The organism is Paraglaciecola arctica, from assembly GCF_018861065.1.
Classification (GTDB): domain Bacteria; phylum Pseudomonadota; class Gammaproteobacteria; order Enterobacterales; family Alteromonadaceae; genus Paraglaciecola; species Paraglaciecola arctica_B.
The window spans coordinates 69,292-95,961 of the sequence record NZ_JAHKQO010000031.1 but is presented as its reverse complement, the minus strand read 5'-3'; the positions used below and the strand labels follow the sequence as shown (position 1 = coordinate 95,961).

Annotated in this window: 30 protein-coding genes; 21 read left to right on the top strand and 9 right to left on the bottom strand. The window is 40.6% G+C overall.

The genetic code is table 11. The annotated features are described in order from the left end of the window. The first annotated feature begins 5 nt into the window (after positions 1-5). The 5 genes from KO534_RS11720 (at position 6) to KO534_RS11700 (ending at position 4,527) form a co-directional block, all read left to right on the top strand. Positions 6-614, top strand: coding sequence for a MarC family protein (locus KO534_RS11720; protein WP_215929841.1), 609 nt, complete (start codon positions 6-8; stop codon positions 612-614). 63 nt (positions 615-677) lie between these two features. Beyond that, the gene (locus KO534_RS23430; RefSeq protein ID WP_252732103.1) at positions 678-974 is read left to right on the top strand and encodes a hypothetical protein; all 297 of its coding nucleotides are present in this window, start codon (positions 678-680) and stop codon (positions 972-974) included. 77 nt (positions 975-1,051) lie between these two features. Then, a complete protein-coding gene (locus KO534_RS11710; RefSeq protein ID WP_215929840.1) occupies positions 1,052-1,390 on the top strand; it encodes a HopJ type III effector protein in 339 nt (112 codons plus the stop codon). Positions 1,391-1,526: 136 nt separating this feature from the next. Beyond that, the gene (locus KO534_RS11705; protein ID WP_215929839.1) at positions 1,527-3,824 is read left to right on the top strand and encodes a TonB-dependent receptor; all 2,298 of its coding nucleotides are present in this window, start codon (positions 1,527-1,529) and stop codon (positions 3,822-3,824) included. Between the two features lie 22 nt (positions 3,825-3,846). After that, positions 3,847-4,527 (top strand): Fe2+-dependent dioxygenase, encoded by a 681-nt coding sequence (locus tag KO534_RS11700; RefSeq protein WP_215929838.1) that lies wholly within the window; start codon positions 3,847-3,849, stop codon positions 4,525-4,527. A gap of 50 nt (positions 4,528-4,577) precedes the next feature. Here KO534_RS11700 and KO534_RS11695 read toward each other — a convergent pair whose 3' ends face one another. The 3 genes from KO534_RS11695 to lspA all read right to left on the bottom strand — a co-directional run bounded on the left by KO534_RS11695 (position 4,578) and on the right by lspA (position 7,396). Further along, complete coding sequence (locus tag KO534_RS11695) at positions 4,578-6,455, bottom strand: sensor domain-containing diguanylate cyclase (protein WP_215929837.1); 1,878 nt, start codon at positions 6,453-6,455, stop codon at positions 4,578-4,580. A gap of 253 nt (positions 6,456-6,708) precedes the next feature. Further along, positions 6,709-6,894, bottom strand: a complete 186-nt coding sequence (locus tag KO534_RS11690; RefSeq protein ID WP_215929836.1) for a hypothetical protein — start codon at positions 6,892-6,894, stop codon at positions 6,709-6,711. A 7-nt stretch (positions 6,895-6,901) separates the two neighbouring features. Continuing rightward, the gene (gene lspA / locus KO534_RS11685) at positions 6,902-7,396 is read right to left on the bottom strand and encodes a signal peptidase II (RefSeq protein WP_215929835.1); all 495 of its coding nucleotides are present in this window, start codon (positions 7,394-7,396) and stop codon (positions 6,902-6,904) included. 168 nt (positions 7,397-7,564) lie between these two features. On the opposite strand from lspA, the gene KO534_RS11680 reads away from it, so the two are divergent. The 6 genes from KO534_RS11680 to KO534_RS11655 all read left to right on the top strand — a co-directional run bounded on the left by KO534_RS11680 (position 7,565) and on the right by KO534_RS11655 (position 11,203). After that, entirely contained in the window at positions 7,565-8,002 is a 438-nt protein-coding gene (locus KO534_RS11680) for a response regulator transcription factor (protein WP_215929834.1), read from the top strand. Positions 8,003-8,147: 145 nt separating this feature from the next. Beyond that, entirely contained in the window at positions 8,148-8,486 is a 339-nt protein-coding gene (locus tag KO534_RS11675; protein ID WP_215929833.1) for a P-II family nitrogen regulator, read from the top strand. Between the two features lie 66 nt (positions 8,487-8,552). Next, the gene (locus tag KO534_RS11670) at positions 8,553-9,761 is read left to right on the top strand and encodes an ammonium transporter (RefSeq protein ID WP_215929832.1); all 1,209 of its coding nucleotides are present in this window, start codon (positions 8,553-8,555) and stop codon (positions 9,759-9,761) included. A 166-nt stretch (positions 9,762-9,927) separates the two neighbouring features. Then, positions 9,928-10,464, top strand: coding sequence for a DUF4199 domain-containing protein (locus KO534_RS11665; protein ID WP_215929831.1), 537 nt, complete (start codon positions 9,928-9,930; stop codon positions 10,462-10,464). A gap of 10 nt (positions 10,465-10,474) precedes the next feature. Beyond that, positions 10,475-10,810: a VOC family protein gene (locus KO534_RS11660; protein ID WP_215929830.1), complete on the top strand. Its 336-nt coding sequence runs from the start codon at positions 10,475-10,477 to the stop codon at positions 10,808-10,810. 75 nt (positions 10,811-10,885) lie between these two features. Further along, complete coding sequence (locus KO534_RS11655) at positions 10,886-11,203, top strand: hypothetical protein (RefSeq protein ID WP_252732102.1); 318 nt, start codon at positions 10,886-10,888, stop codon at positions 11,201-11,203. 11 nt (positions 11,204-11,214) lie between these two features. Here the strand turns inward: KO534_RS11655 and KO534_RS11650 are convergent, their stop codons facing one another. Next, positions 11,215-13,092 (bottom strand): sensor domain-containing diguanylate cyclase, encoded by a 1,878-nt coding sequence (locus KO534_RS11650; protein ID WP_215929829.1) that lies wholly within the window; start codon positions 13,090-13,092, stop codon positions 11,215-11,217. 95 nt (positions 13,093-13,187) lie between these two features. Next, positions 13,188-13,892: a glycosyltransferase gene (locus KO534_RS11645; RefSeq protein ID WP_215929828.1), complete on the bottom strand. Its 705-nt coding sequence runs from the start codon at positions 13,890-13,892 to the stop codon at positions 13,188-13,190. Between the two features lie 189 nt (positions 13,893-14,081). Here KO534_RS11645 and KO534_RS11640 point away from each other — a divergent pair, with 189 nt between their 5' ends. Beyond that, positions 14,082-14,240 (top strand): DUF3012 domain-containing protein, encoded by a 159-nt coding sequence (locus KO534_RS11640; protein ID WP_215929827.1) that lies wholly within the window; start codon positions 14,082-14,084, stop codon positions 14,238-14,240. Positions 14,241-14,326: 86 nt separating this feature from the next. Then, positions 14,327-14,545: a DUF6500 family protein gene (locus KO534_RS11635; protein WP_215929826.1), complete on the top strand. Its 219-nt coding sequence runs from the start codon at positions 14,327-14,329 to the stop codon at positions 14,543-14,545. Positions 14,546-14,576: 31 nt separating this feature from the next. Here the strand turns inward: KO534_RS11635 and KO534_RS11630 are convergent, their stop codons facing one another. Further along, positions 14,577-15,503, bottom strand: a complete 927-nt coding sequence (locus KO534_RS11630) for a LysR family transcriptional regulator (protein ID WP_215929825.1) — start codon at positions 15,501-15,503, stop codon at positions 14,577-14,579. Between the two features lie 117 nt (positions 15,504-15,620). Between KO534_RS11630 and KO534_RS11625 the strand changes: the two genes are divergently transcribed. The 6 genes from KO534_RS11625 (at position 15,621) to KO534_RS11600 (ending at position 21,284) form a co-directional block, all read left to right on the top strand. Next, positions 15,621-16,841 (top strand): acyl-CoA dehydrogenase family protein, encoded by a 1,221-nt coding sequence (locus tag KO534_RS11625; RefSeq protein ID WP_215929824.1) that lies wholly within the window; start codon positions 15,621-15,623, stop codon positions 16,839-16,841. Next, positions 16,841-17,653 (top strand): SDR family oxidoreductase, encoded by an 813-nt coding sequence (locus tag KO534_RS11620; protein ID WP_215930030.1) that lies wholly within the window; start codon positions 16,841-16,843, stop codon positions 17,651-17,653. The genes KO534_RS11625 and KO534_RS11620 overlap by 1 nt, the downstream gene beginning before the upstream one ends. Further along, positions 17,646-18,752 (top strand): phosphotransferase family protein, encoded by a 1,107-nt coding sequence (locus KO534_RS11615; RefSeq protein ID WP_215929823.1) that lies wholly within the window; start codon positions 17,646-17,648, stop codon positions 18,750-18,752. The genes KO534_RS11620 and KO534_RS11615 overlap by 8 nt, the downstream gene beginning before the upstream one ends. Before the next feature lie 12 nt (positions 18,753-18,764). Further along, on the top strand, positions 18,765-19,460 hold the full coding sequence (locus tag KO534_RS11610; RefSeq protein WP_215929822.1) for a histidine phosphatase family protein: 696 nt from the start codon (positions 18,765-18,767) through the stop codon (positions 19,458-19,460). A 135-nt stretch (positions 19,461-19,595) separates the two neighbouring features. Beyond that, positions 19,596-20,345 carry an SDR family oxidoreductase gene (locus tag KO534_RS11605; protein WP_215929821.1) on the top strand — a complete coding sequence of 250 codons (750 nt, stop codon included), beginning with the start codon at positions 19,596-19,598 and terminating at the stop codon, positions 20,343-20,345. A gap of 75 nt (positions 20,346-20,420) precedes the next feature. Then, a complete protein-coding gene (locus tag KO534_RS11600; RefSeq protein ID WP_215929820.1) occupies positions 20,421-21,284 on the top strand; it encodes a bile acid:sodium symporter family protein in 864 nt (287 codons plus the stop codon). Between the two features lie 469 nt (positions 21,285-21,753). Here KO534_RS11600 and KO534_RS11595 read toward each other — a convergent pair whose 3' ends face one another. From KO534_RS11595 to KO534_RS11585, 3 genes are all read right to left on the bottom strand, one after another. After that, positions 21,754-22,134 (bottom strand): VOC family protein, encoded by a 381-nt coding sequence (locus KO534_RS11595; RefSeq protein ID WP_215929819.1) that lies wholly within the window; start codon positions 22,132-22,134, stop codon positions 21,754-21,756. Positions 22,135-22,262: 128 nt separating this feature from the next. Next, positions 22,263-23,210 carry an alpha/beta fold hydrolase gene (locus tag KO534_RS11590; RefSeq protein WP_354667929.1) on the bottom strand — a complete coding sequence of 316 codons (948 nt, stop codon included), beginning with the start codon at positions 23,208-23,210 and terminating at the stop codon, positions 22,263-22,265. 41 nt (positions 23,211-23,251) lie between these two features. Continuing rightward, complete coding sequence (locus tag KO534_RS11585; protein ID WP_215929817.1) at positions 23,252-23,686, bottom strand: hypothetical protein; 435 nt, start codon at positions 23,684-23,686, stop codon at positions 23,252-23,254. 429 nt (positions 23,687-24,115) lie between these two features. Here KO534_RS11585 and KO534_RS11580 point away from each other — a divergent pair, with 429 nt between their 5' ends. Beyond that, the gene (locus tag KO534_RS11580) at positions 24,116-25,624 is read left to right on the top strand and encodes a serine hydrolase domain-containing protein (RefSeq protein WP_215929816.1); all 1,509 of its coding nucleotides are present in this window, start codon (positions 24,116-24,118) and stop codon (positions 25,622-25,624) included. Between the two features lie 148 nt (positions 25,625-25,772). Beyond that, the gene (locus KO534_RS11575) at positions 25,773-26,609 is read left to right on the top strand and encodes an alpha/beta hydrolase (RefSeq protein WP_354667928.1); all 837 of its coding nucleotides are present in this window, start codon (positions 25,773-25,775) and stop codon (positions 26,607-26,609) included. Positions 26,610-26,670: the final 61 nt, after the last annotated feature.

The window sequence follows — 26,670 nt, the reverse complement described above, 5'->3', positions numbered from 1 at the left end:
GATTTATGATTGATTTTTTAGCTACCTTTATTTTCTTCTTTGCAGTTATCGACCCTATTGGCACTGTACCTGTTTTTATTGCCGTGACCCAGAAGTTTGACAACGCGGCGCGCCGTAAAATCGCTTTGTATGCGACCTTAACTTCAGCCGCCATGTTGATATTTTTTGTTGTGGCGGGTGAGCTTATATTAACTGCTATGGGTATACCACTTAGTGCTTTTCAAATAGCAGGCGGCATCGTTTTATTCCTATTCGCTCTATCTATGATATTTGGCGAGAGTAAACCTGACTCTGAAGTAAAACTTGCCGAAACCCACAGCGATACCGCAATTTTCCCTTTAGCGGTGCCCTCAATCGCAAGCCCTGGAGCCATGCTTGGAGCGGTTATTCTAACTGAGAATTCTCGCTTTAATATTTTGGAGCAAATGCAAACTGTCAGTATGATGTTATTAGTATTGGTTATTGTGTATATATTGATGCTTGCATCAAACTTTATAAACCGCTTGATAGGTAGCAGCGGTGCAAGTGTAGTGAGTAGAGTCATGGGGCTTATTCTAGCGGCAGTGGCGACCACCAATACGTTAGCTGGAATAAAGCTATATTTTGAGCTCTAAGTTATGTCTATTACCGTTTAAATTAAGGTGTTAATCATTAAGACACAGGTTTCTTTTCGCTTTTTGAATTTGAATAAATTGCAAGGGATTACCCTTACCAGAGAAATCACAGGGGCGATTTATCATGCCAACCACAACAACGATAGCTTTACTGGTGTGGTTGCATTAACTGAAATGTTAGACAACATCAACGATCTGAATATCTATTTTGTACGCCAACAAGTGGTTTTAGAAGATTGTGATATCCTAATATCAGTTTCTTCGCACAATCCCCCCTCAAAGATTGAAATACCTGCCCTAGTTAATAAAGTGCTGAAACATATCGACTGTAAAATAACCGTTGCCTTAACCGCAAATTAGCTGTCTACCTTGCAACCTTAATAACCCTATAGCGACTCTCAGTTGTTCAATAAATTGAATTAAATCAGGAATTTTTTATGAGCATAAACGACTTATTGTTACAGTTACGTCACGCCACCGACTCAATTGATTTTCAAGAAGTCATAGCGTTAATTAATCGGGACTATGCCTACACACCTACTCGCTTTACAAATGGTACTTTGATAAATCCAGCGGGCAGTAATGAGGGCTCCTGTAAGATCTTTTATTTTGCAAAACTAAAGCAATTAAATGAAAACCAAACTCTAGCGTTGTTTGGAAGTTATTATCGAGACGATGTATTAACCAACCCAATGGGCGAAGATCACCTCAATATTCGTCACTTCATAACAACAGGTTGGTCTGGGCTAAAATTTGATGGCGAGCCACTTACTTGATTGTCACTTATTTACCTATATAAAAAGAAAGAATTATAAATAACATTACCAACGCAAATGATAATAACTATCATTTGCGTTGGTGTATTCATTGAGTTAGTATCTCCCCGAATAATTATCTGGGAACACAAAACTCATGTCTAAACACAAACATTCTCCTTTACAATTGGGCTCTGCTGCCTTACTTACGACCTTAGCTTTATCGTCAACCAATGCACTGGCAAATGACGAAACGACTCAATGCGAGGAGACAAATTGCTCCCAAGAAGAAATGGAGTTAATCAGGATCCACGGTGTCAGAAATTCTATTTATAAAGTTGATCATTCTGGTGATATTAGGCGTCAGGCTGAATTATTTGATATCCCACAAACTATTACGGTATTAACTAAAGACCAAATTGATGAATCAGGTCGCAGCGATTTAAAAGAAATTTTATCTTCGCAAGCTGGTGTGACACTGGGTACGGGCGAAAATGGTAATGCCTTTGGCGACCGATATATTATTCGCGGTCACGAAGCTCGTTCAGATGTTTTTGTTGACGGTTTACGAGACCCCGGCATGTCTACCCGAGAGAGTTTCTCAGCGGAACAAATTGAAATAACGAAAGGTCCAAGCTCTACCTTTGCAGGTCGAGGTTCTTCGGGAGGTGCGGTAAATAGTATCACCAAAAAAGCGTCAACAGCTTATGACTTTGGACGTGTTGACGCCTCACTTGGCACCGATGACTACAATCGAGTGGTGGTTGATTACAATAAACCGCTAACCGAAAATTTTGCGGCACGAATCAACTTATTAACCGCGAGCGAGGAAGCGCCAAACAGAGATGGCATAGAAAGAAGTAGAGACGGCGTGTTGTTATCAGGTCTATATGACAATACTAATGATCTGCGAGTATTTTCTGATTTCTATTACCTTGAAAGCGAAGATACCCCTGATTTAGGTAGCTATTTTGACTCAGACACACGTAAACCTGTAGAAGATATTCCTGTTTACGCTCAAGACGAAGATTTTCTTGATTCAGAAATTATGGCCTTTACGGTCAGAACTGAATATGACATCAACGAAAACTTCAAGTTTTACAATGCCACCCGTTACGGTGAAACAGAAAACGGTTATATCTCAACAGGTGCGCGAGGCAACGTTAGAGCCGAAGAAGATACATTGGCTCCCAATGTTGCAAGTATTGGCTTAAGTACACACCAAGGTTGGCAAGAAATTGAATATTTCGCCACACAATTTAACTTCTTATGGGACGTGACAACCGGTGAAATTGAACATGACTTAGTGTTCGGCATTGAATTTACCGATGAGCAAGTAACTAACGGGACCTATGATATTACCTACAATAACCCAACTAATTGTGCCACATCTGGCAGAAATGGAGTAAGTGAAGGTTATTGTTTGTTAGATGAAAACACCGAGATGTATGCCAACCCTTCACAAATCATTGGTCGCACATTTTCGCAAGGCAGCTCAGATTCATTGTTTGACGCATCAACCATTTCGGCTTATGTAATGGATACTGCACAAATCAGTGAAGATTGGCAGATATTTTTTGGGGTCCGTGTTGATAGTATTGATTACAGCAATGATGTAGTTAGTCGCGGTACACCTTTAGATTATGCTTATAAAGATGACTTCTACAATGGACACTTAGGCCTAGTTTATAGTGTCGCTGAGCACGGCAACGTTTATGCGACTTACGCCACAGCCACTAATATCAATGGTGGTGAATCTGACGTGGGTTCTAGTTGTGGTTATGGCGGCTTATGTGGCGATCCCGACCAAGCTTCAGTAGCCGACCCTGAGTTAGTGGAAAACATTGAACTTGGTACAAAGTGGGAATTTTTGGACGAACGCCTATTTCTAGCCGCGACTTGGTTCCAAATGACCAAATCTGATGTCATGGAAAGTGTGGGTGATGACTATTCTACCTTAGGTACATTAAACACGGGTAAGAACCGTGTAGACGGTATTGAATTCGCTCTTAACGGTAATGTAACAGAAACATTGAGCGTACAAATTAGTGCCTCAACCATGGAATCTGAAGTATTAGAATCCTATACAGCGGAAAATGTGGGTCTAGCTCTAAGTAACTTTGCTGAAGACAGCTTTTATTTGCAGTTGCGCTACCAACCTACAGAAAAATTCGCCTTTGGTGGTGATTTTACCTACAAAAGCGAAATGTTCGGTGGGCAGCCAGACTCAGCAGCGGGTTACAATGCTGAGCTAGGTGATTACAGCATAGTGGTACCTAGTTACAATGTGGTCAACCTATTTGCTAACTATAATGCCACTGAAAATATGACCTTAAGACTTAATATCGGTAACATAGCCGATAAAGAATATTGGACAGCAGCCTATCGTTCAGGCGCATTTATGTATTTAGGTGACGGTCGCACGGTTCGCGCTACCCTCACATACGAGTTTTAATTAGTCAGTAAGGAAATTAGCCATGGTCATTATTAAGCAATTATTATCTGAGGCACAGGTCACTAGCTTCAGAGATAGCCTTAATCATGTACCATGGCTTGATGGTAAAACAACTGCAATGGGAATGGCGTCTTCCGTAAAACAAAACGCTCAAGCCAATCCTGATGATGACAAAGTTAAACAATTAACCAACCAACTATTAGGTATTTTTGGTGCCAATCCAAAGTTGGTGTCGGCCGCGTTACCCCACAGAATATTTCCCCCCGCTTTTAACCGTTACACAACAGGTGAAACCTACGGTTTTCACGTCGATGCTGCCATTATGCGTATGCCGAATAGCCAAGATGTTTTACGTTCAGATATGTCGATGACCACATTTTTATCTGATCCGGATACCTACCAAGGTGGCGAATTAGTTATTCAAACAGAATTTGGTGAACAGCGTTTTAAAGGTCAGGCGGGCGATGCAATATTGTACCCATCAAGTAGCTTACATAAAGTGACCCCAGTGACTAAAGGCCAGCGATTAGCCGCCATCACTTGGATGCAAAGTTTAGTACCAAACGGAGCCATACGTGAGACCTTATACCAACTAGATCAAAGTATTCAAGCACTTCTGCAGAACCCTCACATTGACCGCGAGGAATTAGACCGATTACACCACATTTATCATAATTTAATCCGCCAAAACACCCAGGTCTAAAAAACTAAGAAAATCATTAAAAGGCTGCGCAAACTTAATCTCCAACACCACTAACTCTGTACGCAGTTTCGACCCATACGTTTGCCTTTATACATGGCGTTGTCTGCTCTTTTAAACAAAATTTCAAAAATCTCGTTATGTTGAAATTGTGCCACACCCGCTGTAATGGTGACTGGCACTTCTGCAGCTATGCTATTGGATAGTTGCTCGTCAATTGCCAAACGCAACTTTTCTGCAATAGCCAGGGCACCGTTAATTTCAGTGTCGGGTAGTAAAACCAGAAACTCTTCTCCTCCCCATCTTGCTATCTTATCTTGCTCTCTGATCAATTCTTTGGTTATGGTAACCGCTGACTTTAATATTTTATCGCCATTATTGTGACCATAAGAGTCATTAATATTCTTAAAATTGTCAAAGTCGAATAACACAATACTGCTTGGCTCATTTGAGCGGCGCAATCGTTCAAATGAAGATTGTAAATACTTCTGCATACCATGACGATTAAGAGAGCCGGTTAATTGGTCAAAATCGGCTAAGGTCTGTAATTCACTATTAGCCTTTTCTAACTCACGAGTACGTTGTTCAACTTTTGATTCCAACTCAGAACCTAGTTGCAGTAATTCATTGTTACGTTGCTGCAATTGCTCAGACAACGCTTCGTTGCGACTGCGTACTTGGTTAAAATGGTTATTGATTACATAACCCTGACATAATATAAATCCCACTATACCTAAACTAAAGAAACGTCCTGTTGCTAATAAATCCATCTCAAAGAGAATATCGTTAATAGCAAAAATACTCAGAATCAGGCATCCAAGCAACATCATTTTTGCTGCAGGTAATTTTTTTAAGCTAGCGATGCACAAACAGACAATCAAATAGAGTGCGATCACAAGACAATAAGCTTGATAACTCAATAACGAATAACCAATAACTTGTGTTGGACCAACTAGTACAAATACTGAAAAAATCCCGGAAATTAAATAACAAACTCTAGTGACTTTTTCCTTAAAGATTTGCGGAAAACACAGCTGCATAAAATACAAAACGGTTGGAACACCGAGATAAAAGGTTAAATAATTCATTCTTACAGTTGCGACAAAATTGACGCCTAAAAACTGTAAAACAAACAGCATATGTTCGTTAGTAAACTCCCGAAGTAATAACAACGCACATAAACAGGCAAACACTAACGGCACTTTCTCAGTCGGTCGCAGGTAAAATTGAATTAAATAGAAAGCCGCTGTGATGGTTAGCACCCCAAGAATAAACATACTCAGGGCAACAAGGTCGCGCTGAGTAGCAAACATATCATCAGCATTGCCAATCACAATTGGTGTCCACAATCCGCCCCAAGCGGTATGGTAACTTGACACTTGTATCGTTAACGTAAAACTATCTTTACTATTGGGTACTAAAATAATTTTGCTGTTGTAGCCAGGTTTAGCGGTAGATTTTACATCTGAGACTTGACCGCCTCGGGCAACAAGGTTGTCATCAATATAGAGTCGATATGCAGATTCTATCTGAGGAATTTTTATGGCTAAATTGGGTTTTTCTGTGGGTAGATGAATAGTCAAATGATAGGTGCCGAAACCATTCAAGTGGTTGCCTTTTTGCCCCTTAAACTTCCAACCATTCACCCCTTGAATAAAGTTAGCTTGTTGACGCAAGCCGGCAACTTCATGAGGCAGCAGCAATTGGCTTTCGAAAAACATCCAACCATGGGTCAATGCCACTTTGTTATCTTCTTCAAAGTGAGAGATTTCTAGAAATACCTCACCTTTTTCGGCGTTTTTTTCTGCTGGGCTTAATGCGTGTCCAAAGTGCGCGATTATCGGAGCAAATATCACCATGAAAGCCAAAAATAGTAATATGGATGTAAAGCGAGATACCAGGGTAATCCGATTATTTTTAACTATAGACATAAAACGCTGGCAATCCTTTTTAACTAGCGGAATTAAACTCGTCTAGATACACAACTAATCTAGCTATCCAATAGGCTCACTATATGCCAATTTGTAATGAGAAAATACGTTCAACAACAACAATTGCCATTTTATCGGTCTAAGACACGCTCGTACTTTAACTATATATTCACAAACCTTACTAATTCATAGGGATTAGTCATTTTCATCAAATATTTGAGTCAAGCCGATAACCACTACAACCTAATTGACACTATTTCTTATCGTCTATCCAACGACCTAAAAGATCTGCAATTCTTTCGTTGTCGTGCTCGGCATAGGTAAGTAGCAAATTTGCCATACCCTTTTTAGCTTTCACTTTAGGCTGCTGGCGGGCAAAAAGTTTTGATAAGGGTGATTGATACACCCCTGACTTAGCGGATTGAGTGTTGTTTACCACCTGACTTTTACACCTTAGAATCAGCTTTTCTATCTTTGGCAAACAATAATAAAAAGACCCCTAGCATAATTGCCATATCAGCTACGTTAAAGATCCCAGTTCTTACAGATCCAATTCCAATATTTAAAAAATCAATCACTGCGCCATTATTAAGCGCCCTATCGTAAAAATTACTAATTCCGCCAGAAAAAATAAGAATTAACGAAGATAAACCAAATGCTGTATGGGTTTTTGTTCTTAAAATATAAACCAACAAAGCGGCAAGAATCAAACCTACTGCACACACAAATATCCAAAACTTGGCCGTGTCTGACATCCCACTTCCCATGCCTAAAAAAGCACCGGTATTTTCGATATAACCAATACGTAACAAGTCTCCCCAATAACTAGTCATCTCAAATTTGGGTAAATACTCAGAGGCATACCACTTAGTACCTTGATCAATTCCTATACTGATCAAACAAATAACCAATATCAATTGTATGCGTTTTAAATTACTCATCTATTTTTAGTTGCCTTTTATAATGTGACGCTATTTTCAATAGCGGTGCAATTATTTCATGTCCCCTGATGACAGTCTATCTAGTGTGACTAATTCATTATTTACCCTTAGAGGTTTACCCTTGAATGATTGTCTGAGACACTCTGTTCACTCAAAAAAAGTCTAAATATGAAAAAACACTTTCAAAATCTGCGGCAACAAATTACAACCATCCCCTTAGTGATCCGGTATGGAACACTGTTAGCTTTTGCACTGGTATGCATCAAAACACTCGAGTACCAAGTCTTTTCCTTCCGACTGAATCAACAATTATATATTGGTATTATTGCCTGCTTTTTCTTGTTTTTAGGGGTGGCGACGACTTGTTTATGGTGGCGTTTAAGCCTTAGGGTCAAAAAAGCGGCTCCACCTATATTAACAATCAAAGAACTGACACTGCTCCGGGGTTTAGCGCAAGGGTTAACCAATCAACAATTAGCCGATGCCTCGTTTCTTTCAGTTAATACGATCAAAACCCACTTAAAATCAGTTTACCGCAAATTATTAGTGAAAAATCGCAGCGAAGCGGTTGCCAAAGCAAAACAGTTAAAGCTCATTGAGTCTTAATTAGAACACTAGAGAACATCAACCAAGTGTTAATCAGGTGTTAACTAAAAATAATTATTTATCTTATTTCGTTCTAAAGACTGCCTCACCTGTTCGTTATGCTTCTGTAATATATGTCAATTTTTACAATATGGAGCATAAAAAATTGAAGAAGATAGAAGCCATAATTAAACCATTTAAACTTGAGGATGTGCGAGAAGCCTTAACAGAAGCCGGAATATTAGGGTTAACAGTAACAGAGGTAAAAGGTTATGGCCGCCAAAAAGGACATACCGAAACCTATCGTGGGGCTGAGTACAAGGTAGACTTTTTACCTAAAATGAAACTTGAGATTGTACTGGCTGATGATCAAGTTGAGCGGTGTATTGAAGTGATTACCACTAAGGCTAATACTGGCAAAATTGGTGACGGTAAAATATTTGTCTTTAACGTAGAGCGCGCCATACGTATTCGCACCTCAGAAGAAGGCGAAGACGCCATATAAAAGGTTTAACGTTAATAAACCTAGTACTTCCAGAAAAATTATTCTAATTATAAATTGAGAGCCCACATGCAAGATATTAATAGTGCCGTTGAAACACTGGTACATAGTTCTAATACATACTTCTTACTTATAGGTGCAATCATGGTTTTTGCCATGCACGCTGGTTTTGCATTTTTAGAAGTGGGTACAGTCAGACATAAAAATCAGGTTAATGCCTTAGTTAAAATTATTACCGACTTCGCAGTTTCATGCATTGCCTACTTCTTCATCGGGTATTGGATAGCTTACGACGTAACTTTTTTTAACAGTGCCCAAACGCTTGCATCCAACAACGGTTATGACTTAGTAAAATTCTTTTTCCTAATGACCTTTGCCGCAGCTATACCTGCAATTATTTCCGGTGGCATTGCCGAAAGAGCTAGGTTTTATCCATTTTTAATTGCCTCTGCACTCATTGTTTCTGTGGTATATCCGTTTTTTGAAGGATTAATTTGGAACGGTAACTATGGTTTTCAAGCTTGGTTACAACAAACTACAGGGGCGAGTTTCCATGATTTTGCCGGCTCCGTTGTGGTGCACGGTATGGGAGGATGGTTAGCGTTAGTGGGTGTTTACTTTTTAGGATTACGAAGAGGCAGGGAAAAAGACAACAGACTCATTGCCTTTGCCCCATCCAATATTCCATTTCTTGCTTTAGGGACATGGATATTATGCATTGGTTGGTTTGGTTTTAACGTCATGTCGGCGCAAAGCATGGACGGGATCAGTGGTTTAGTCGCGATGAACTCGTTAATGGCTATGGTCGGAGGTATTTTAGCGGCCTTATGGTTCGGTAAAAATGATCCTGGGTTTATTCATAACGGACCGTTAGCGGGTTTAGTGGCCGTATGTGCTGGTTCAGACGTGATGCATCCCATTGGCTCTTTATTTGTAGGCTTAATTGCAGGGTGGATTTTCGTAAAACTGTTTACCATCATGCAGCAAACCAAAAAAATTGATGATGTGTTAGGCGTATGGCCTTTGCATGGCGTTTGTGGTGCGTGGGGCGGTATTGCCGCGGGTATATTTGGTCTTGAGTCATTAGGTGGTCTGGGTGGCGTCTCTTTTACAGCACAAGTTATTGGCACCATTGCCGGTATACTTATCGCGTTAATAGGTGGTCTAGTTGTATATGGAGTAGTTAATAAAGTCACAACCATACGACTATCGGAAGAAGAAGAGTTTAAAGGTGCCGACTTAAGCATCCACAGCATTGGCTCTGTTAATCACGACTAACTTGAATACTTCAGAAGACTTCAAGGACGAAGTCTTGTAGCAAATTACTGATCAATGTAAATCACTTATATTTTCAAACTCACCCGATTTTCACCCCTACAAAAGCTTTATTTTCCACATAAATAACATACAGTTAGATTTTCCAATCTCAATACAGGCTAGCAGCATGAGTTCTATTATTCGCTTTGGATTTTTATATGGGTTAGCGCTGGTAATCAGTTTTTACCTGTCACACTTATTGTTAGGAACCAGTCCAGATAATTTCACAAAAGGTGAAATTGTTGGCTATAGCGTGATGATTATCAGTTCGCTAGCTGTGGTAATGGGGATCAAAGAATTCAAACGAAACATCGCGCCTGCTCCATTAGGTTTTATAGTTGGCTTTAATGTGGGTTTAGGCATCAGTTTTTTTGCCGCGAGCATTTTTGCAGCATATAACTGGGTATATTTAGAATTTATCAATCCAGAGTTCACTACTACTTATATACAATATTCAGAACAACAAATTCGCGACAGTGATCTTGACCCCCTTAGTATTGAACAACAGCTCGAAGAATTAGCTCGATATAGCGAATTGATGAGTAGTAACCTTACGCAATCGGCAGTGATGTTTGCCACTGTGTTTATTATTGGACTATTGTTTTCTGTAGTAAGTGCAATTGCATTTCGTACATCTCAGAAACAAGCGACTACCCAAACATAAGGAGGCTCCAATGGAGTTAGGTCAGTTTTCAGTTAGCCTTAGTGTCAAAGATATTAATAAATCAAAAACGTTTTATGAAACCCTAGGATTTAAGGCCCACCCTCAATGTGGCTCAATCGAAGATAAATGGTTAATTTTACAGAAAGACACCACAGTGATTGGAATATTTGAAGGAATGTTCGAGTCCAACATTCTCACATTTAACCCTACAAATGTAAGAGCAATTGAAAAACATTTGTTAGACAATGGCATTGTCATCGATACCCCAACACAAGGCGAATCTGGACCGACCCATTGTGTATTAAAAGATCCAGATGGAAACTCAATTATGTTTGACCAGTTTTAGTGAGCACTCGAAGTTATGTCTACTGAATTTGTTTGTTGGAAATGCACAAAACCATTGGTAAACGTTCTCCAGCCAATGTCACGACGAGAAGAATGTGACAACTGTAAAGCAGATCAACATGTTTGCAAGATGTGCGTTTATTTTGTTAGCCAGCGTTGCCAGGAAGAACGAGCCGAACATATCAGTGTTACCGAAAAAGCTAACTTTTGCGACTATTTCAAACCCAGTAACAAATCAACTAGTAACCTAGACAAACAAAAATCGGCTCAAGCCAAAGCTGATTTAGCAGCCTTATTTGGCGACGAGCTTCCAGAAGCAACGCAACAAGATGAATCCTTATCGCCATCTGAGTTGGCGGACAAAAAATTGCGTGACATGTTAAATGGTTTATAGCCCGTTACGGGCTAACTACGTATTTGATTTCTTCCGTTCTGTTTACCTTGATACAATGCATCATCGGCCCGTTTAAACAATGTTTCGAAGGTATCATCCTTCTGGACCTCAGCGATCCCGCCACTTACCGATACTTTCACACCTACAGGTTGGCCTATCGGGTAGGCACAAATTGCATCCTTAAGTTTATTGGCGATTTCAAATGCACCTTTTAGGTCCGTGTTAGGTAGCAAAACCAAAAACTCCTCCCCTCCCCAGCGTGCTAGTTTATCTTGTTCCCGAATGCCGGACTTAATTAGATCTGCTCCGGTAATCAACACAATATCGCCCACATCATGGCCGTAACTATCATTAATTTCTTTAAAATGATCGTAATCAATCAGTAGGATACAAAAACACTCTTGGGAGCGACGATAGCGCTCAAAAGCCGCCTGTATGTATTGTTGTAAACCATGTCGATTGTATGTATTCGTAAGAGGGTCATTATTAGCCAAAGCCTTAAGTTCTTTATTAGCCAACTTAAGTTGTCGGGTTCGCTGTTCAACTTTTGTCTCCAACAGTTCACTCATTAACATTAAATCGGCATTTCGCTCTTTAAGCTTATCTGTCAGTGTTTCATTGTTACTACTCAATTGATTATAACGATTATTTGTCACAAAACTCTGCGACATAATAAAACCAATAATTCCAAGACTAAAAAATCGGCCAGTTGTAATCACACCAGAAGCATTTAATATATCATTGAGAGCAAAGGAAAAAGCGATCAACGAGCCAATCAATAAGACGCCTGCGCCACGCTGCTTATGCCTAGTTGCAACCCAAACACGTTGTAAGATATAAAGCATCACGAACACCGCGATCACTTCATACATAATTAAAGGGACGCCAAAATAACGGGTCGGGAAAAATAAAATGTAGGCTGAAAACAACATACTCAGCACATAGATAAAACGGCAAAATTTGTGGTGGAACTCTTCACTGAAGCTCAGATGAAAAAAATACAGCGCGATTGGAATGCCAGCATAAAAACTCAAGAAATTTAACTTAGTTATCAAAACAAAACCACCAGCGAGTGATGACAATGCAAAACTCATGTGTTCAACCGTAAATTCCCTAAGAAAAAGTAGTAAACACAAGCAAGTATATACCAGAGGAATGTTGTCTGTTGGCCGTACAAAAAATTGAATCAAAGAGTGGATCGCCGTTATTAGCAAGGCTCCCATAATAAAAAGGCTTAGTGCCACTTTGTCTCGTTGTAAGGTATGTAAAGCATCAGCATCCCCCAAAACGATTGGTGCCCATAACCCACCCCAGCTTGAATGATAATTTGAGACTTGTATCGTTATCGTAAACTGTTTAAGACCTTCAGGAATTCTTACAATGGCAGTGTTATAACCGGGCTTTCCAGATAATTCGGTATCTGACGCCGCGCCCCCTGATGCCATAAGTTGTTTGTCTATATAAACACTATAGGCACTTTCAATTTGCGGTATTTGTAGAGCCAAATTGCTCGCACCAAACTCTAATTCAACCTCTAAATGATAGGTAGCAAATCCAATAGCACCATAGTGTTGATTATTATTTGAGGATTGCCAGCCGCCATGTCCTTGGATGAAAGTCGACTTACCCTCCGACTTTTGTATTTGTTCGGGCTCAAGTAGTTGCTTCCAATAAAATAACCACTGTCCATCTAATGCGAGAGTTTTTCTTTGTAAAAAATCAGCGGACTCAATTGTGGCGTGGCCATTAATTGCTGTTTTGGTAGCGGGTTTCAAAGCCAAACCAAAATGATAAATCAGCGGCAAAAATAACAACATAGTCACGCTGAACAAGGCGATGGATAGCGTTTTTGACCAAATAGCCATGTGAAATTTTTCTAGGGCAGCCATATCTTCCTTAACTTAAGCTGTATGAACAGAATGCAAACTTATTGTGCCTTGAACATATTAACAATTTCTGCGTTCAAATCAGCCTTATTTTTGGGTTATTTTTTATACTTAGTATTTAAATCCATACCCTTTTCGTAATGGGCATTCATGTTTTTATCAGAGCTTCTAAAATAGTAACGCCACTTCATATATTGGTTCTTAAGCGCCTGACTCAAGATCCCATTGGTTTGAAAACGAATGGCAGAGGTTCGACTGATGTGGGGTAGCCTAACTGGCCTCGCTTTGCGCTTAAGTCTCAAACAAATTTCTGTATCTTCAAAAATATCGATGTCTGGAATCAGTCCTACATCAAGCAACAACTGTTTCTGGGCAAATAAACAATGGTCCAAATAAAATATCTCCCGCCAATCACCACGAATTCGATTCGAATACCAAGAAGTAAAAGTTAATAGCGGATGTTGAATATCGAACTGGTGAGTAAACGCCCCCCATTTTATTGTTGTTGCTGAACTAACTAAGTCTTCAATGGCCGCAACATCTAATAAACTGCGAGGATGATGTAGCAGTACCATGTTAAATTTAGCTTGCTTAACCCCTATATTTAGACGCCCAGCCCGAGAATCAATATCTGTTTTAATTAGGCGAGTATTAAACTGCTGAATTAGCGAAACAGTATTATCGTGACTACCACCGTCTACACAAATGATCTCAATATTTGCTAAACCATGGTATGTGCTAAGAATTTTAGCCAAGTAACCAGTTTTAGATTCATTTAAGGTAGGAATTACAATACTAAGCAAGGTAAGTGGCTCTTTTCGATTTTCACCTGTTCAAACCAAACTAACAGGCGCAATAACAAAGGTTAAAACAACAATTAAATAAACACTAGACTAGCTTATGGTCTCTGTACTCCATAAACAAATTCTTTTATGCTAAACATTAAAATTTAATTTAAGAACTTTGTTTGCAATTTTAAGGAATAGTAATTTATGAAAAAGTTAATTGGTGTTTTTGCCGTCGCATTATTTTTAAGTGGTTGTGCTCCAGAAATCGGTAGTGAAGAATGGTGCGCAGACATGAAAGAAAAGCCTAAAGCAGATTGGACAGCAACAGAAGGCAAAGACTTTGCCAAACATTGCATCTTTTAGGTTTTAACAAAACTAAAATACAAGTTATGAGGCATAGGATATGCCTCATAACTTCCCTTCTCCCATATCAAGACTGTATCCCAATCATGAGAGATTCGCTGCGTAACAAAATCATCGAAGTGTGCGATAAAAAAATAGCAACAAAAGGACCATCTGTAGGTTTATCGTTCTATGCCTTTTTCGCCAACACAAACGACGATCCCGAACTACTAATGGAAGCCGCCACATGGTGGATTGCCACTCATCAATTAGATCATTTTGAAAAAGCCATAAAAATTAAGGATATGGTCTTAAAACACAGCTGAAAAATTTACTTAATCCGTATTTTATTACAACTTAGAATGTTTCAAACATTGACTGCACCACTCCCCTAAACCAGCTTAAAGCCTCATCATCTTGGGTGTTTTTATGCCAGTAAAGGTGGGTTTCAATATTGGTGAGGCGCACAGGCATAGACACCTCAGTTAAATCATTGGGCCTTTTTGAATCTGCCAGCAACTCCTTGCTCAACATATAGGGTACGGTTAATAGAAAATCAGATTCGATCAACATGGCTTTTGCAGCATAGTAATTTTGACAACGAATACTGATATCTCTTGAAAGCCCCTGCTGTTGAAACAAAATATCCTCTGCCGCATCACCACTTGGGCGGTTGGACACACCAATATGTTTGGCAGCAAAGTAATTATTTTGAGTTAAGTTATTTTCTAGAGGATGTCCTTTACGCATTAATACACAAAACTCTCCGTCAATTAGTTTGGTATGCAATACCGGAGGTTTAATTGGCAACGCCACATCAAATGCCATATCAATATGCCCTGCCCCTAGCTCTCTGGTTAAATTTTCTCTATCCACTTTGACACTAGAAAACGTTGCTTTGGGCGCTAACTCAGCCAACTTTTTAGCTAACCTTGGTAAAATGGAGGGTTCGAGAGCGTAATGAATCCCCAAACGAAAATGATGTTGACTGTTGAAGGGTTGAAACTCCCCCCAGTGCTGAAGTATTTGTCGTAACCTCGTTAGATTGTCAATTATCTGTGGCGCCATACGCTGGCAAGCAGGCGTAGGTAACATGCGATTATTGCTTCGCTGAAAAAGTGGATCACCTAAATACTCTCGCAATCTCTTTAACGCATGACTCACCGCCGAGGGAGTAATATGTAATACGTCGGCCGCCCGAGACATATTTTGCTCATGATAAATACTCTCAAACACCTTAAGTAAATTAAGGTCAAGATGCTGAATTTTTGATACGTCTGCCATTTTCAACCCAATGAATTAAATTCACACTAACCATATAGTATTTTTCATTTCATTCAATCAAATAAAGAGACTATGCTAGCGTTAAGTTTCATTTACCCCTACTTTGGAGTCACTATTATGGATTTTAACCACAGCGAAAAAACACAAGGTTATATCGAACGTGTTAGAGCCTTTATGGATGAACACGTTTATCCAGTTGAAGAACAAATTTATACTGAAACTCTTGAACTCAATCCCGATGGTAATTGGAAAAATTGGCAAGCCCATCCGTTAATTGAACCGCTAAAGAAAAAAGCCCAAGAAGCCGGACTTTGGAATCTGTTTTTACCTGATGACAAGTTAGGTAAAGGTTTAACTACATTAGAATATGCGCCTCTTGCAGAAGAAATGGGCCGAGTATTATTTGCCTCTGAAATTTTTAATTGTAATGCCCCAGATACTGGCAATATGGAAGTGCTTTATCACTTTGGTAACGAATACCAACAAGAAAAGTGGCTCAAACCTTTGTTAGCTGGCGAAATACGTTCCGTATTTGGAATGACCGAGCCAGACGTTGCCTCGTCTGACGCCACTAATATGCAAGCTACAGTTGAATCAGACGGTGATGAGTTAGTGCTCAATGGCAAAAAATGGTGGTCAACCGGCTTAGGACATCCTAACGCTAAAATTGCTATTTTTATGGCTCTATCTAACCCTGAAAATGATAAACACAGCCAGCACAGCATGGTTGTTGTACCTCTTGATACTCCTGGGATTGAAATTAAACGTATGTTACAAGCTTTCGGTGACTACGATGCACCATCTGGCCATGGTGAAATGCATTTCACTAATGTACGGGTACCTAAAGAAAACTTACTAGTAGGCATGGGCAAAGGATTTGCCATTGCACAAGGTCGCCTAGGTCCAGGCCGTATACATCATTGTATGCGTTCAATCGGTGGTGCTGAAAAAGCCTTAGAATTGGCTATGCAGCGGGGCATGTCGCGTACTGCTTTTGGCAAACCGCTAATGATGTTAGGTGGTAACCGTGAACGTGTAGCAGAAGCGCGAATCGCTATTGAGCAAGCTCGTTTATTAACCTTACAAGCCGCTTGGAAAATTGACAACGTAGGCGTTAAAAATGCCATGGTGGACATATCTGCCATTAAAGTTGCAGTGCCAAAAATGTTAGAAGAAGTGGTTGATATGGCGATCCAAATTCATGGTGGAGCCGGTATGTGTGATGATTTCCCCCTTGCTCGATTTGCAGCTGGTGCCCGTGCCTTACGTTTGGCTGATGGCCCAGACGAAGTGCATAAAGGTATGGTTGCTCGTCTAGAGCTGAAGAAGTACCAATGATGCAAACCGTACTGATAACCGGTGGCGCTTCAGGTTTAGGTGAAGCGCTGGCATTACATTATGCCAAACAAAATTTTGAAGTCTGTATCGCCGATCTCAACCACGAACGTGGTAATAAGGTGGTAGAAGCCATCAATAATGCGCAAGGAAAAGCATTCTTTTTGCGTTGTGACATCACTAACGACTCTGACATCGAATCTCTAAAACAACAACTTCAATCTTGTTGGAATAAAATTGATGTTTTGGTGAATAACGCCGGTGTCGCAACTGGGGGTGCTTTAGAGTTTGAAGACATTGAACAGTGGCAATGGGTAATCAATATTAACGTATTAGGTATGGTACGAATGTGCCGTGCCTTTGTACCTATGATGAAGCAGCAAGGCGCGGGGAAAATTGTGAATATCGCGTCACAAGCGGGGATCACGCCTGCACCTCTGATGGGTAGTTACAACGCCAGTAAAGCCGCTGTGGTCAGTTTTTCAGAAACCATGCATTTAGAGCTCACTCACGACAATATCCATGTCAGTGTGGCTTGTCCCGGTTTCTTTTCAACCAACCTTGATGAATCACTTCGCAGTAAACAGCCTGGGGTGGCAAAACTTGTGAGTAAAATGCTTCACAGTTCATCCGACATCACTGCAGCTCAGGTAGCAGAAGCGATTTATCAAGACAGTGAAAATTTAAAATTTATGACGGTTACCCATAAAGACGGGCGAGCAGCTTTTCGTTTAAAACGCTGGTTAACACCAATGCGTTATTTAGCCATGATGAAAAGGCAATTACGAAACTTTAGGCCTAGACCCGATGCCTGATTCTAAGTCCAACTCAACCAATCAACAGGTGATAGACACCGCTGGCCAAGTAAGGAAAGGTGAAGAACTTAACTTAACAAAGTTAATCCCTTGGATTGAAAGTAATATTCCTAGCCTAAAAGGCCAACCCATGGTGACTCAATATTCTGGCGGGGCATCTAACTGGACATACTGTTTAACTTATACAGACAAAAATGGAACTAACCGCGACGTTATTTTACGCCGCGCGCCTGCAGGAACAAAAGCCAAAGGTGCACACGATATGGGCCGTGAATATCGCTTACAAGCCGCGTTAAAACCGGTGTATTCCTATGTGCCAGAAATGTTAGGCCATTGCGAAGACGAATCAGTATTAGGCGCCGAGTTTTACGTCATGGAAAAACTCAACGGATTAATACCAAGAAAAAACCTGCCAAAAGGTTTCAAGCTAGAGCCACAAACCACAAAGCAACTATGTTTAAACGCGTTAGATAGTCTAATTGAGTTACATCAAGTCGATTACCAAGCCGCAGGACTCAGTCATTTGGCCAAAGGCAACGGTTACACTCAACGTCAAATTGAAGGTTGGAGTGCCCGATATACTAAAGCCAAAACGTGGAACGTTCCCAGCGGTAATTATGTCATGAATTGGCTTAGAAACAATATGCCTAGTCATGAACATATTTGTTTAACCCATAACGACTTCAGGTTTGATAATTTAGTATTAGATGTAAATGACCCAACCAAAATTTTGGGTGTATTAGATTGGGAGCTTGCCACACTTGGCGATCCGTTAATGGACTTAGGCAATAGTTTGGCCTATTGGGTACAAGCAGATGACGATAAGCTCGCGAAATCAACACGCCGTCAACCGACTCATTTACCAGGCATGTTGAGCCGCAAAGAAGTCATTGACTATTACCTCAAGAAAACCGGATTTAAAGTGGAAAATTTCGCTTTTTATGAAGTGTATGGTTTGTTCAGGTTGGCGGCAATTGCCCAGCAGATTTACTACCGTTATCACCACAAGCAAACCGATAATCCGGCCTTTAAAAACATCTGGTTCTTCGTACATTATTTGCTGTGGCAATGTCGTAAAGCCATCAAAGGTAAACGTTAAAGGATTCTAAAAATGACCGCAATTTATCTCATTAGGCATGGCCAAGCGTCTTTTGGTAAGGCCGAGTATGATTGTTTATCTGAACTAGGCGAACAACAAGCCATCCACCTTGGGAATAGCTTTAAAGCCAGATTAGCAGGCTTTGACAAAGTAGTGCGTGGCAGCATGCAACGCCATCAACAAACGGCAACCGGCTGCCTAACAGCATTAGGGCAAGCCGATGTTGCACAGCAACAGGATGCAAAATGGAACGAATATGACCATCAAGACATACTCGCACAATTTAATCCCGAGTTGGCCACAGCTGCTGGTGTAAGAGAGTATGTTAGTCGCCAAGACAATCCGCACAAAGCCTTAGAACAAGTTATTGCACAGGCCTTTAATCGCTGGATAAGTAGTTTGCATAATGACGACTACATTGAATCTTGGCCTGTTTATCAGGCAAGAATACAATCGGCTTTGGCTAACCTAGTGAATAACCTAAAAGATGAAAAAAATGTGGCGGTATTCACCTCTGGTGGCCCAATAGCATTATTATCTCAGGCTCTTTTGGGCGTCCCCGCAAACAATCTAATGACCCTTAACTGGACTTTAGTGAACTGTGGTATTACTAAACTCATTAACACCAAGAAAGCAGTGATTTTGTCCACACTCAACGAACACAGTGCATTTGAGGGCAACAACAAAGGTCTTCTTACGTACAAGTAAACACCAATAAAGCATGCGAACTAATAAGAAATTTGACAATAGAAGCTATTAGCTAAGTAAGGCCATTAGCAGTTAACAACACCCCGCTTTTGTATTCCCAAGGGGTAATTAATCAAACAATAATAAGAGAACACTATGATCAGACAAAATATCTTAATTACTGGAGCGAGTTCAGGGTTAGGCAAAGGCATGGCTATTGAGTTTGCTAAATTAGGCCGAAACTTAGCCTTATGTGCTAGAAGAATGGAAAACCTAGAATCACTTAAACAAGAACTATTAGAAATTAACCCTGACATTAAAGTGTTTATTCGCTCCCTTGATGTAAACGACCATGACCAAGTATTTGAGGTAATTAAAGCCTTTGCAGAGGATTTAGGTAGTTTGGACCGTGTCATTGTTAATGCTGGAATGGGCAAAGGGGCGTCGATTGGCACCGGATATTTTCATGCCAATAAACAAACTGCAGTCACTAATTTCGTCTCAGCGATAGCTCAATGTGAAGTAGCAATGGAAATATTCCGCAACCAAAACGCCGGCCATTTAGTGACAATATCTTCTGTGAGTGCGATACGCGGCGCGCAAAGAGCAATGACAGTATATGCTGCCACAAAAGCCGCTCTGAGCTCTTTAAGCGAAGGGATCCGCATTGATGTGCGTAATACCCCAATAAAAGTGACAACTGTGCACCCTGGTTTTATCCGTACTGAAATTAATGAAAAAGTAAAAGCTGTGCCATTTATTGTTGACTTAGAAACAGGTTGCAAAGCCATGGTTAAAGACATTGAAAAAGAAGTCGCCAACAGTTTTGTGCCTAAATGGCCGTGGGCCTTGTTTAGGTATTTAGCGCGAATTGCACCGCTTAGTCAGTTAGCCAAAATGAGTTAATTCACACACCGTTATGCCATGGGGCTGACTCCATAGCTCGAGCCACTTTTTATTATTATCAGGAACACATCTTCAATGACGGATTCTTTTTTAACCCAAGTCATCATGCCACTGGTGTTGGCACTGATTATGTTTGGAATGGGTTTAAGCCTCACCAAACAAGATTTTTTAGAATTAGGAAAAGAGCCTAAACCCGTTGCAGTAGGTTTGTTTGGACAACTGCTGTTATTACCTCTATTGGCATACGGTATTGCGATTACATTTAACCTTTCTGAACATTTGGCCGTAGGCATCATGATATTAGCCGCCTGCCCCGGAGGCACTAGCTCAAATATTCTTAGTCAGTTAGCTAGAGCAAATTTGGCGTTGTCAGTGAGCTTAACCGCTGTCACTACCTTAATATGTGTTATCACTACTCCACTTATTATTCGTTTTGCGATTGAACAGTTTAGCCAAACCGAAACTGAATCATTTTCTTTGCTAAGTACTACATTAGGTCTTATTTTTATTACTTTAATACCGGTACTTATCGGTATCTTGATCAGACATAAATTTTCTGCATTTGCGAACCGAAGCGAGGCTTTTTTTAGGCACCTCTCTACTGCATTTTTAGTGTTAATGATTGTAGCTATTACCTACCAAGAACGTGAAAATTTGGTTGATTCATTTGTTTTAGTATCTGAAGCAGCCTTATCACTTAACCTACTAGCCATAGTCACTGGTTTACTGTTGGGTTTGCTATTTAGATTAGTCAAACGAGACTGCGTAACACTTGGTATTGAGGTTGGCGTACAAAATAGTTCGATGGCGATATTAATTGCCATCACCTTTCTAGATCGCCCCGATTATGCCATTGCAGCTGGCGTTTATGGCTTGGTGATGTATTTAGGTGCGGGCTTGTTAATCTTTGGTGCTAAGCGTATTCCAGTATCAAATTAGCAATGCTCTGCTGAATGATTGACGCAGTTATACTTGGCTTAAATAATGTGGCTGGAACATCCAGCTACTACCTTACCCTGTTGATTAAACTCAAAGGTTTCGATTACCACTTTTCGGCCAATACTTTCATAATGAACACTAACCGATGAAACACTCGAAAATAGGTTCAGCAATTTGAATTGCAATGTGGACTCTGAGTTTAATGCTTGTTGCCAATAGGGTCGCACTTGCTCCTTTACCCGCTAAATATCCATACTTTGCACTATATAAGGTGACGTCATAGTAAAATTGTCGTTATACAAGACAAGAACTTTTTCAATGTCGCCAGAGTTACACTCCTTACTAGAATCCAGTGCCCATTGCTGGTTTATCACTTGTAATTGCTCTCCATTAAATTAATCCAAGTCGCATAAACAAGTGACCACTCATTTATGCGACATGTGATTAATTGCAAATCGTCTAACTATAATTACTCGACACGTTTCATAGCACATATTTTATTGCCGGCAGGATCGCGAAGATAAGCTAAATACAACTTCATTGTACCACCATCACGTACTCCAGGAGGATCTTCACAGGCGGTACCACCATTTGCTAGACCCGCAGCATGCCATGCCAAGCCCTGCTCTTCGTTTTCAATGGCAAAACCCAAAGTACTGCCATTTCCGTGAGTAGCTGACTCTCCGTTAATTGGCAAACTTAAACCAAATACGCCAGTTTTAGTAAAGTAAAAACAACGACCTTTAGGATCAATTGTACCCTCATCGTAGCCTAATGCGCCTAAGACCGCATCGTAAAACTTTTTCGATTCTTGAATATCATTCGCGCCTAACATTACATGACTAAACATTTTTAATTCTCCCCAAATTCAACAGAAATTTAACGTAACTGCAGTGTACCCACTAATGAACAAAAGTAGAATTTTTCATTGTTATGAACGGTTGTAAGTTTTGTGAAGTTTTACCAGTCCAATTCTTGCTATTTGTGATGCTCGGAGATAAACGTCAATATCTTTTCATTTACTAAACTCGCTTGATCCACGTTAATAAAGTGCCCGCTATCGGTAATGATTTCCGCTTGTACCTTAGGTAAAATTTTAATGGCGCGATCGACACTTTGCTGATTATTAAAAAGATCATGGTCTCCTGCTAAGAATAACACTGGCATAACAAGCGACGACAATTGCGTTTCGTCGAATGGTTTCATGTCCATTAGCAAAGGCGATGTAGATGCGGTAGTGATAGTTCTGAAAAAATGATCAATATACATTTGTTCAATTCCGTCTACATTGCTCGATAGAGTCGCTAAGTTATTACGCAACCCTTCACGCTGAGGATTTATTGCATATAGTAGGTTGGATAAAATACCAAGGCTGGGCTCTAACCAAGTGAACGTTTGCGCTGGACTAAGCAATATGAGTTTTTTCACGCGATGCGGCTTTGCCAAGGCTAAATTAGTTGCGATCCAGCCGCCTTGTGACGCACCAATAAGGGTTGGTTTTTGCAGTTTTAGGACGTCAAATATTTCGAAATACCAAGAGATAAGTATTTCGAGTGACTCTTCGTCATGATCCCATTCTGATTTTCCAGGTCCTAAAATATCATCAATCGCATACACTCTGTGGTTTATTGATAACGCCTTAATATTTGGGTACCACATAGTAGAGTCTGCACTCATGCCATGAAGTAAAACAACAGGTAGGCCATCGGCAGGTCCAGAGACAATGATATGTGCAGTACCCTTTGAAGTAGGCAGTTTTAATTCACGGTAAGCTGTATTCCATAACGTCAGTACACGATTATAGAGAGCTTGGTCGCTGAGGCTTTCAGGCTGCCGTGTTTTGAGCTTTTGGTATTCTGAACTGTTATCTGGCAGGCCATAGGTTTTGGTAATGTTGTCATTAACATGAGTTCGTTCGCAACTCACTAGCACACATGCAACAACAATGAATAATGATACGTAGATTTTCAAGATGAGTTTTGTTGTTTAACTTGTTGCCAATATTCCAATGAAACAACAAACCCCTTACTGACTAGCCATTGTTCGGCATCCTCAATATTTTGAGTATAAAATTGATGTTCTATATCGTAGTTAGACACATCACCAATAATATTTTTCTGCATCTCAAAGCGGCATATTGTGACTTCGTGAGTTTGATTGTTCGCCGCACACCAATCGTATATTAACTGAAAGCCTTCGACAGCTTCAAAGGTTGGCATGATCCAATTGCGCAAATCAACTACCGCAGCCCAAGGTTGATGTTTAATACCAGCAACCAGTTGTTGGGTTTCCTCTAATACTTTTTTAACTGTGCCTTTTGACCAAACACTATTCATCTCTACGCACAATACATTGCCCTCCAAATGTAATTGGTAGAGACCTTTTTGCGTATTGGTTGACACTGTAATGAACTCCTAATTTTATGAAGCTTCTTATTGATAACTTAACACAAGCTAAAAAAATAAAACAAACAAAAAATTATGAGAAAAGTTTCAATGACTTTTATGCCCTTAACTCTTTGGTATAACCACACCAAAATTTGATTCTGGTAAAGCATAGGCCAGACGCTAAAACTATCGCTAAAGCAAGTACCCAATACTGTTTTTGCTGAAGACTAAACAACACCACTGCCAACCATCCAATAAAATTGAAAGCAGTAAATAGCACCGTGACGTATCGCAACCAAATATCTCGCGACTATCAATTTTGTCCCAAGTAATTGACGACCTTTTTGCATAAACAAAAAGCTCAACTGGTTAAAGGTAGCGGTTGATTGACGAGGTTATGCTATAAACGTATTCTGATATCGTGCTAAGTAACGGAATATTCAGATGAAAATAAACGCCAATATTAAGACCCTCGCTATTAGTATTTGTATGCTAGCGGTGCTTGGCTGTGATAAGTCAGTACCACAACAGACAAAATCGAATCAAACAAAGCCACAACGCGAATCACAACTTTTGAAAACGGGCCTGACTGAGCGAATTCGTATTAAGGATCAAGCGCTTTCGTTGCAAACCTTAGAACAGCGACAAAAACACCATAATGTTCCGGGCGTATCAGTGGCTTTTATGCGCAACGGCCAACTAAATTGGACGTTACAAAGCGGTGTTAAAGATCTCACCACTCATCACCCTCTAGATGAAAACACTATGTTTCAAGCTGGCAGTATTTCCAAGCCCGCATTTGGCGCAGTATTGATGAAGTATCGTCAAGAAAATGGCTTAGATCTGGATACTGACGTCAACAAATTACTCACTAGTTGGCAATTGCCACAGCATGAATGGCATACCCAAGAAGTGGTTTCTCTTCGTAGGTTATTAAGTCATACCGCAGGTACCACAGTGCATGGCTTTCCAGGGTATGCAGCTAATGAAGCCGTACCTACTTTGGTACAAGTCTTAAATGGCACTAAACCTGCCAACACTGGACCTGTGCTGGTCGATATCCAACCAGGCTCTAGAATGCGGTATTCGGGTGGCGGCACAACCCTGGCACAGCTAGCTTTGCAAGACGTGACTGGCGAAGTTTTACCCACAATGGCTGAGCGCTTATTGTTCGCTCCTTTAGGCATGAAACGTTCTAGCTTCGAGCAACCCATATCCTCGAAGTTAAGAGATAATATGGCAACACCTTACAAGAGTGATGGCACAGCAGTGCTAGGTGGAGCACACACCTATGCCACGCTTGCAGCAGCGGGAATGTGGAGCACACCAACAGATATGTTAATCATGGCACGTGCTGTACGTAGTGCCTATTTAGGATCTGATACACACTGGATTTCACAGGCCACCGCCGTCGAAATACTCACCTCCAATGCCCCTACAACTGAAAGTCCCAATGTGGGTATAGGCTTTTTTATTAATATGTCAGATGAGGGTGAAATTCTTGGATTTGGCCATGGCGGTGCAGACGAAGGTTTTATGTCGCAATTGTATCTCGAATTAAACTCAGGCAACGGCTACGCCATTATGACCAATGGTAACAACGGCAATCAATTAATTAGTGAGCTTGAGATAAGAATAAAAGAAGCATTTGACGTAGGTTATTCCGAGCCCGAAACTAAAACCATAGTGGCTCTGAGCACAAATGAACTGTCTGAATATCTTGGAACCTACGCAGTTACACAGCCTGTTGTAGTGGATATTGTTATAGAAGTCTCTGAAAATGGGTTTCTACTTACCGCCTCTCCTTATGTAGAAAATGAAAAACACTGGCACCAAGGTGAAGACACGTTTTTTGCGATAGATGGCAGTACTGTGACCTTTGAAAGGGACAAAAGTGGCGCAATCACAGATCTTAGTCTCAACAACGGTGTACGCGGCACTAAAAAGGAATGAAACTAATACACAACGTGACCCTAAATCAATCCATGTATAAAACGTATCCAGTTAGGGAGAAAACAATATCACAAGTTTTAAACTGATCAGCGCAGATAATTTACAGCTTCACTGCTACCAATGGTTACCGAAAGCAGACATTAAAGCCGTGGTACAGATTGCACATGGTATGGCAGAACATGGCGCGCGATACGAGCGCTTGGCCGCTAGTTTAAACGGCGAGGGGTTTGCTGTTTACGCCAATGACCACCGTGGTCATGGACAATCCATATCAGAAAGGCTGCCCCTTGGACACATGGCTGATGAAAACTGTTGGAACAAAGCCGTAGACGACCTCAATATGCTTAACGGCGAGATTCGCCGCCGTCATCAAGGTTTACCTATTATTCTGCTAGGGCATTCTATGGGGTCCTTTTTGACCCAGTCTTATCTTAGTCAATACGGCGATAATATCGCTGCCGCAGCCCTATCAGCCAGCAACGGTCCACCAGGATTGCTTGGAAGAGTTGCGCAATTGCTTATACGTATTGAAAAATTAAGACTCGGAAAAAACGGTCACAGTGCCCTTATGTCAGCCATGACCTTTAAAACATTCAATAAGGCGTTTAAACCTAACCGTACCGAGTTTGACTGGTTGAGTCGAGATAAAGACGAAGTCGACCAATATGTAGCCGACCCTCTATGTGGATTTGAATGCTCTGTAGCAAGTTGGCAAGGCATGTTAGATGCGTTGACTACATTAGCCACAGATCAGACTCTGAAAAAATGGGATAAAACTAAACCCATTTATGTCATTAGTGGTACTAAGGATCCCGTTGGCGAAAATGGCAAAGGTGTCAAACGTCTACTTAAAGCCTATGAAAAAAACGGTCTCAGAAACGTAACCCAGCAGTTTTATCCTGACGCGCGGCACGAGTTGTTTAATGAAATCAACAGAGACGACATTACTCACGACTTTATTAAATGGCTCAAATCTGCGATATGACCCGGGTAAGCAATTAGGCAAAGTTCTTGTCTAATTGCGCATTCAACCAAAACACGAAGAC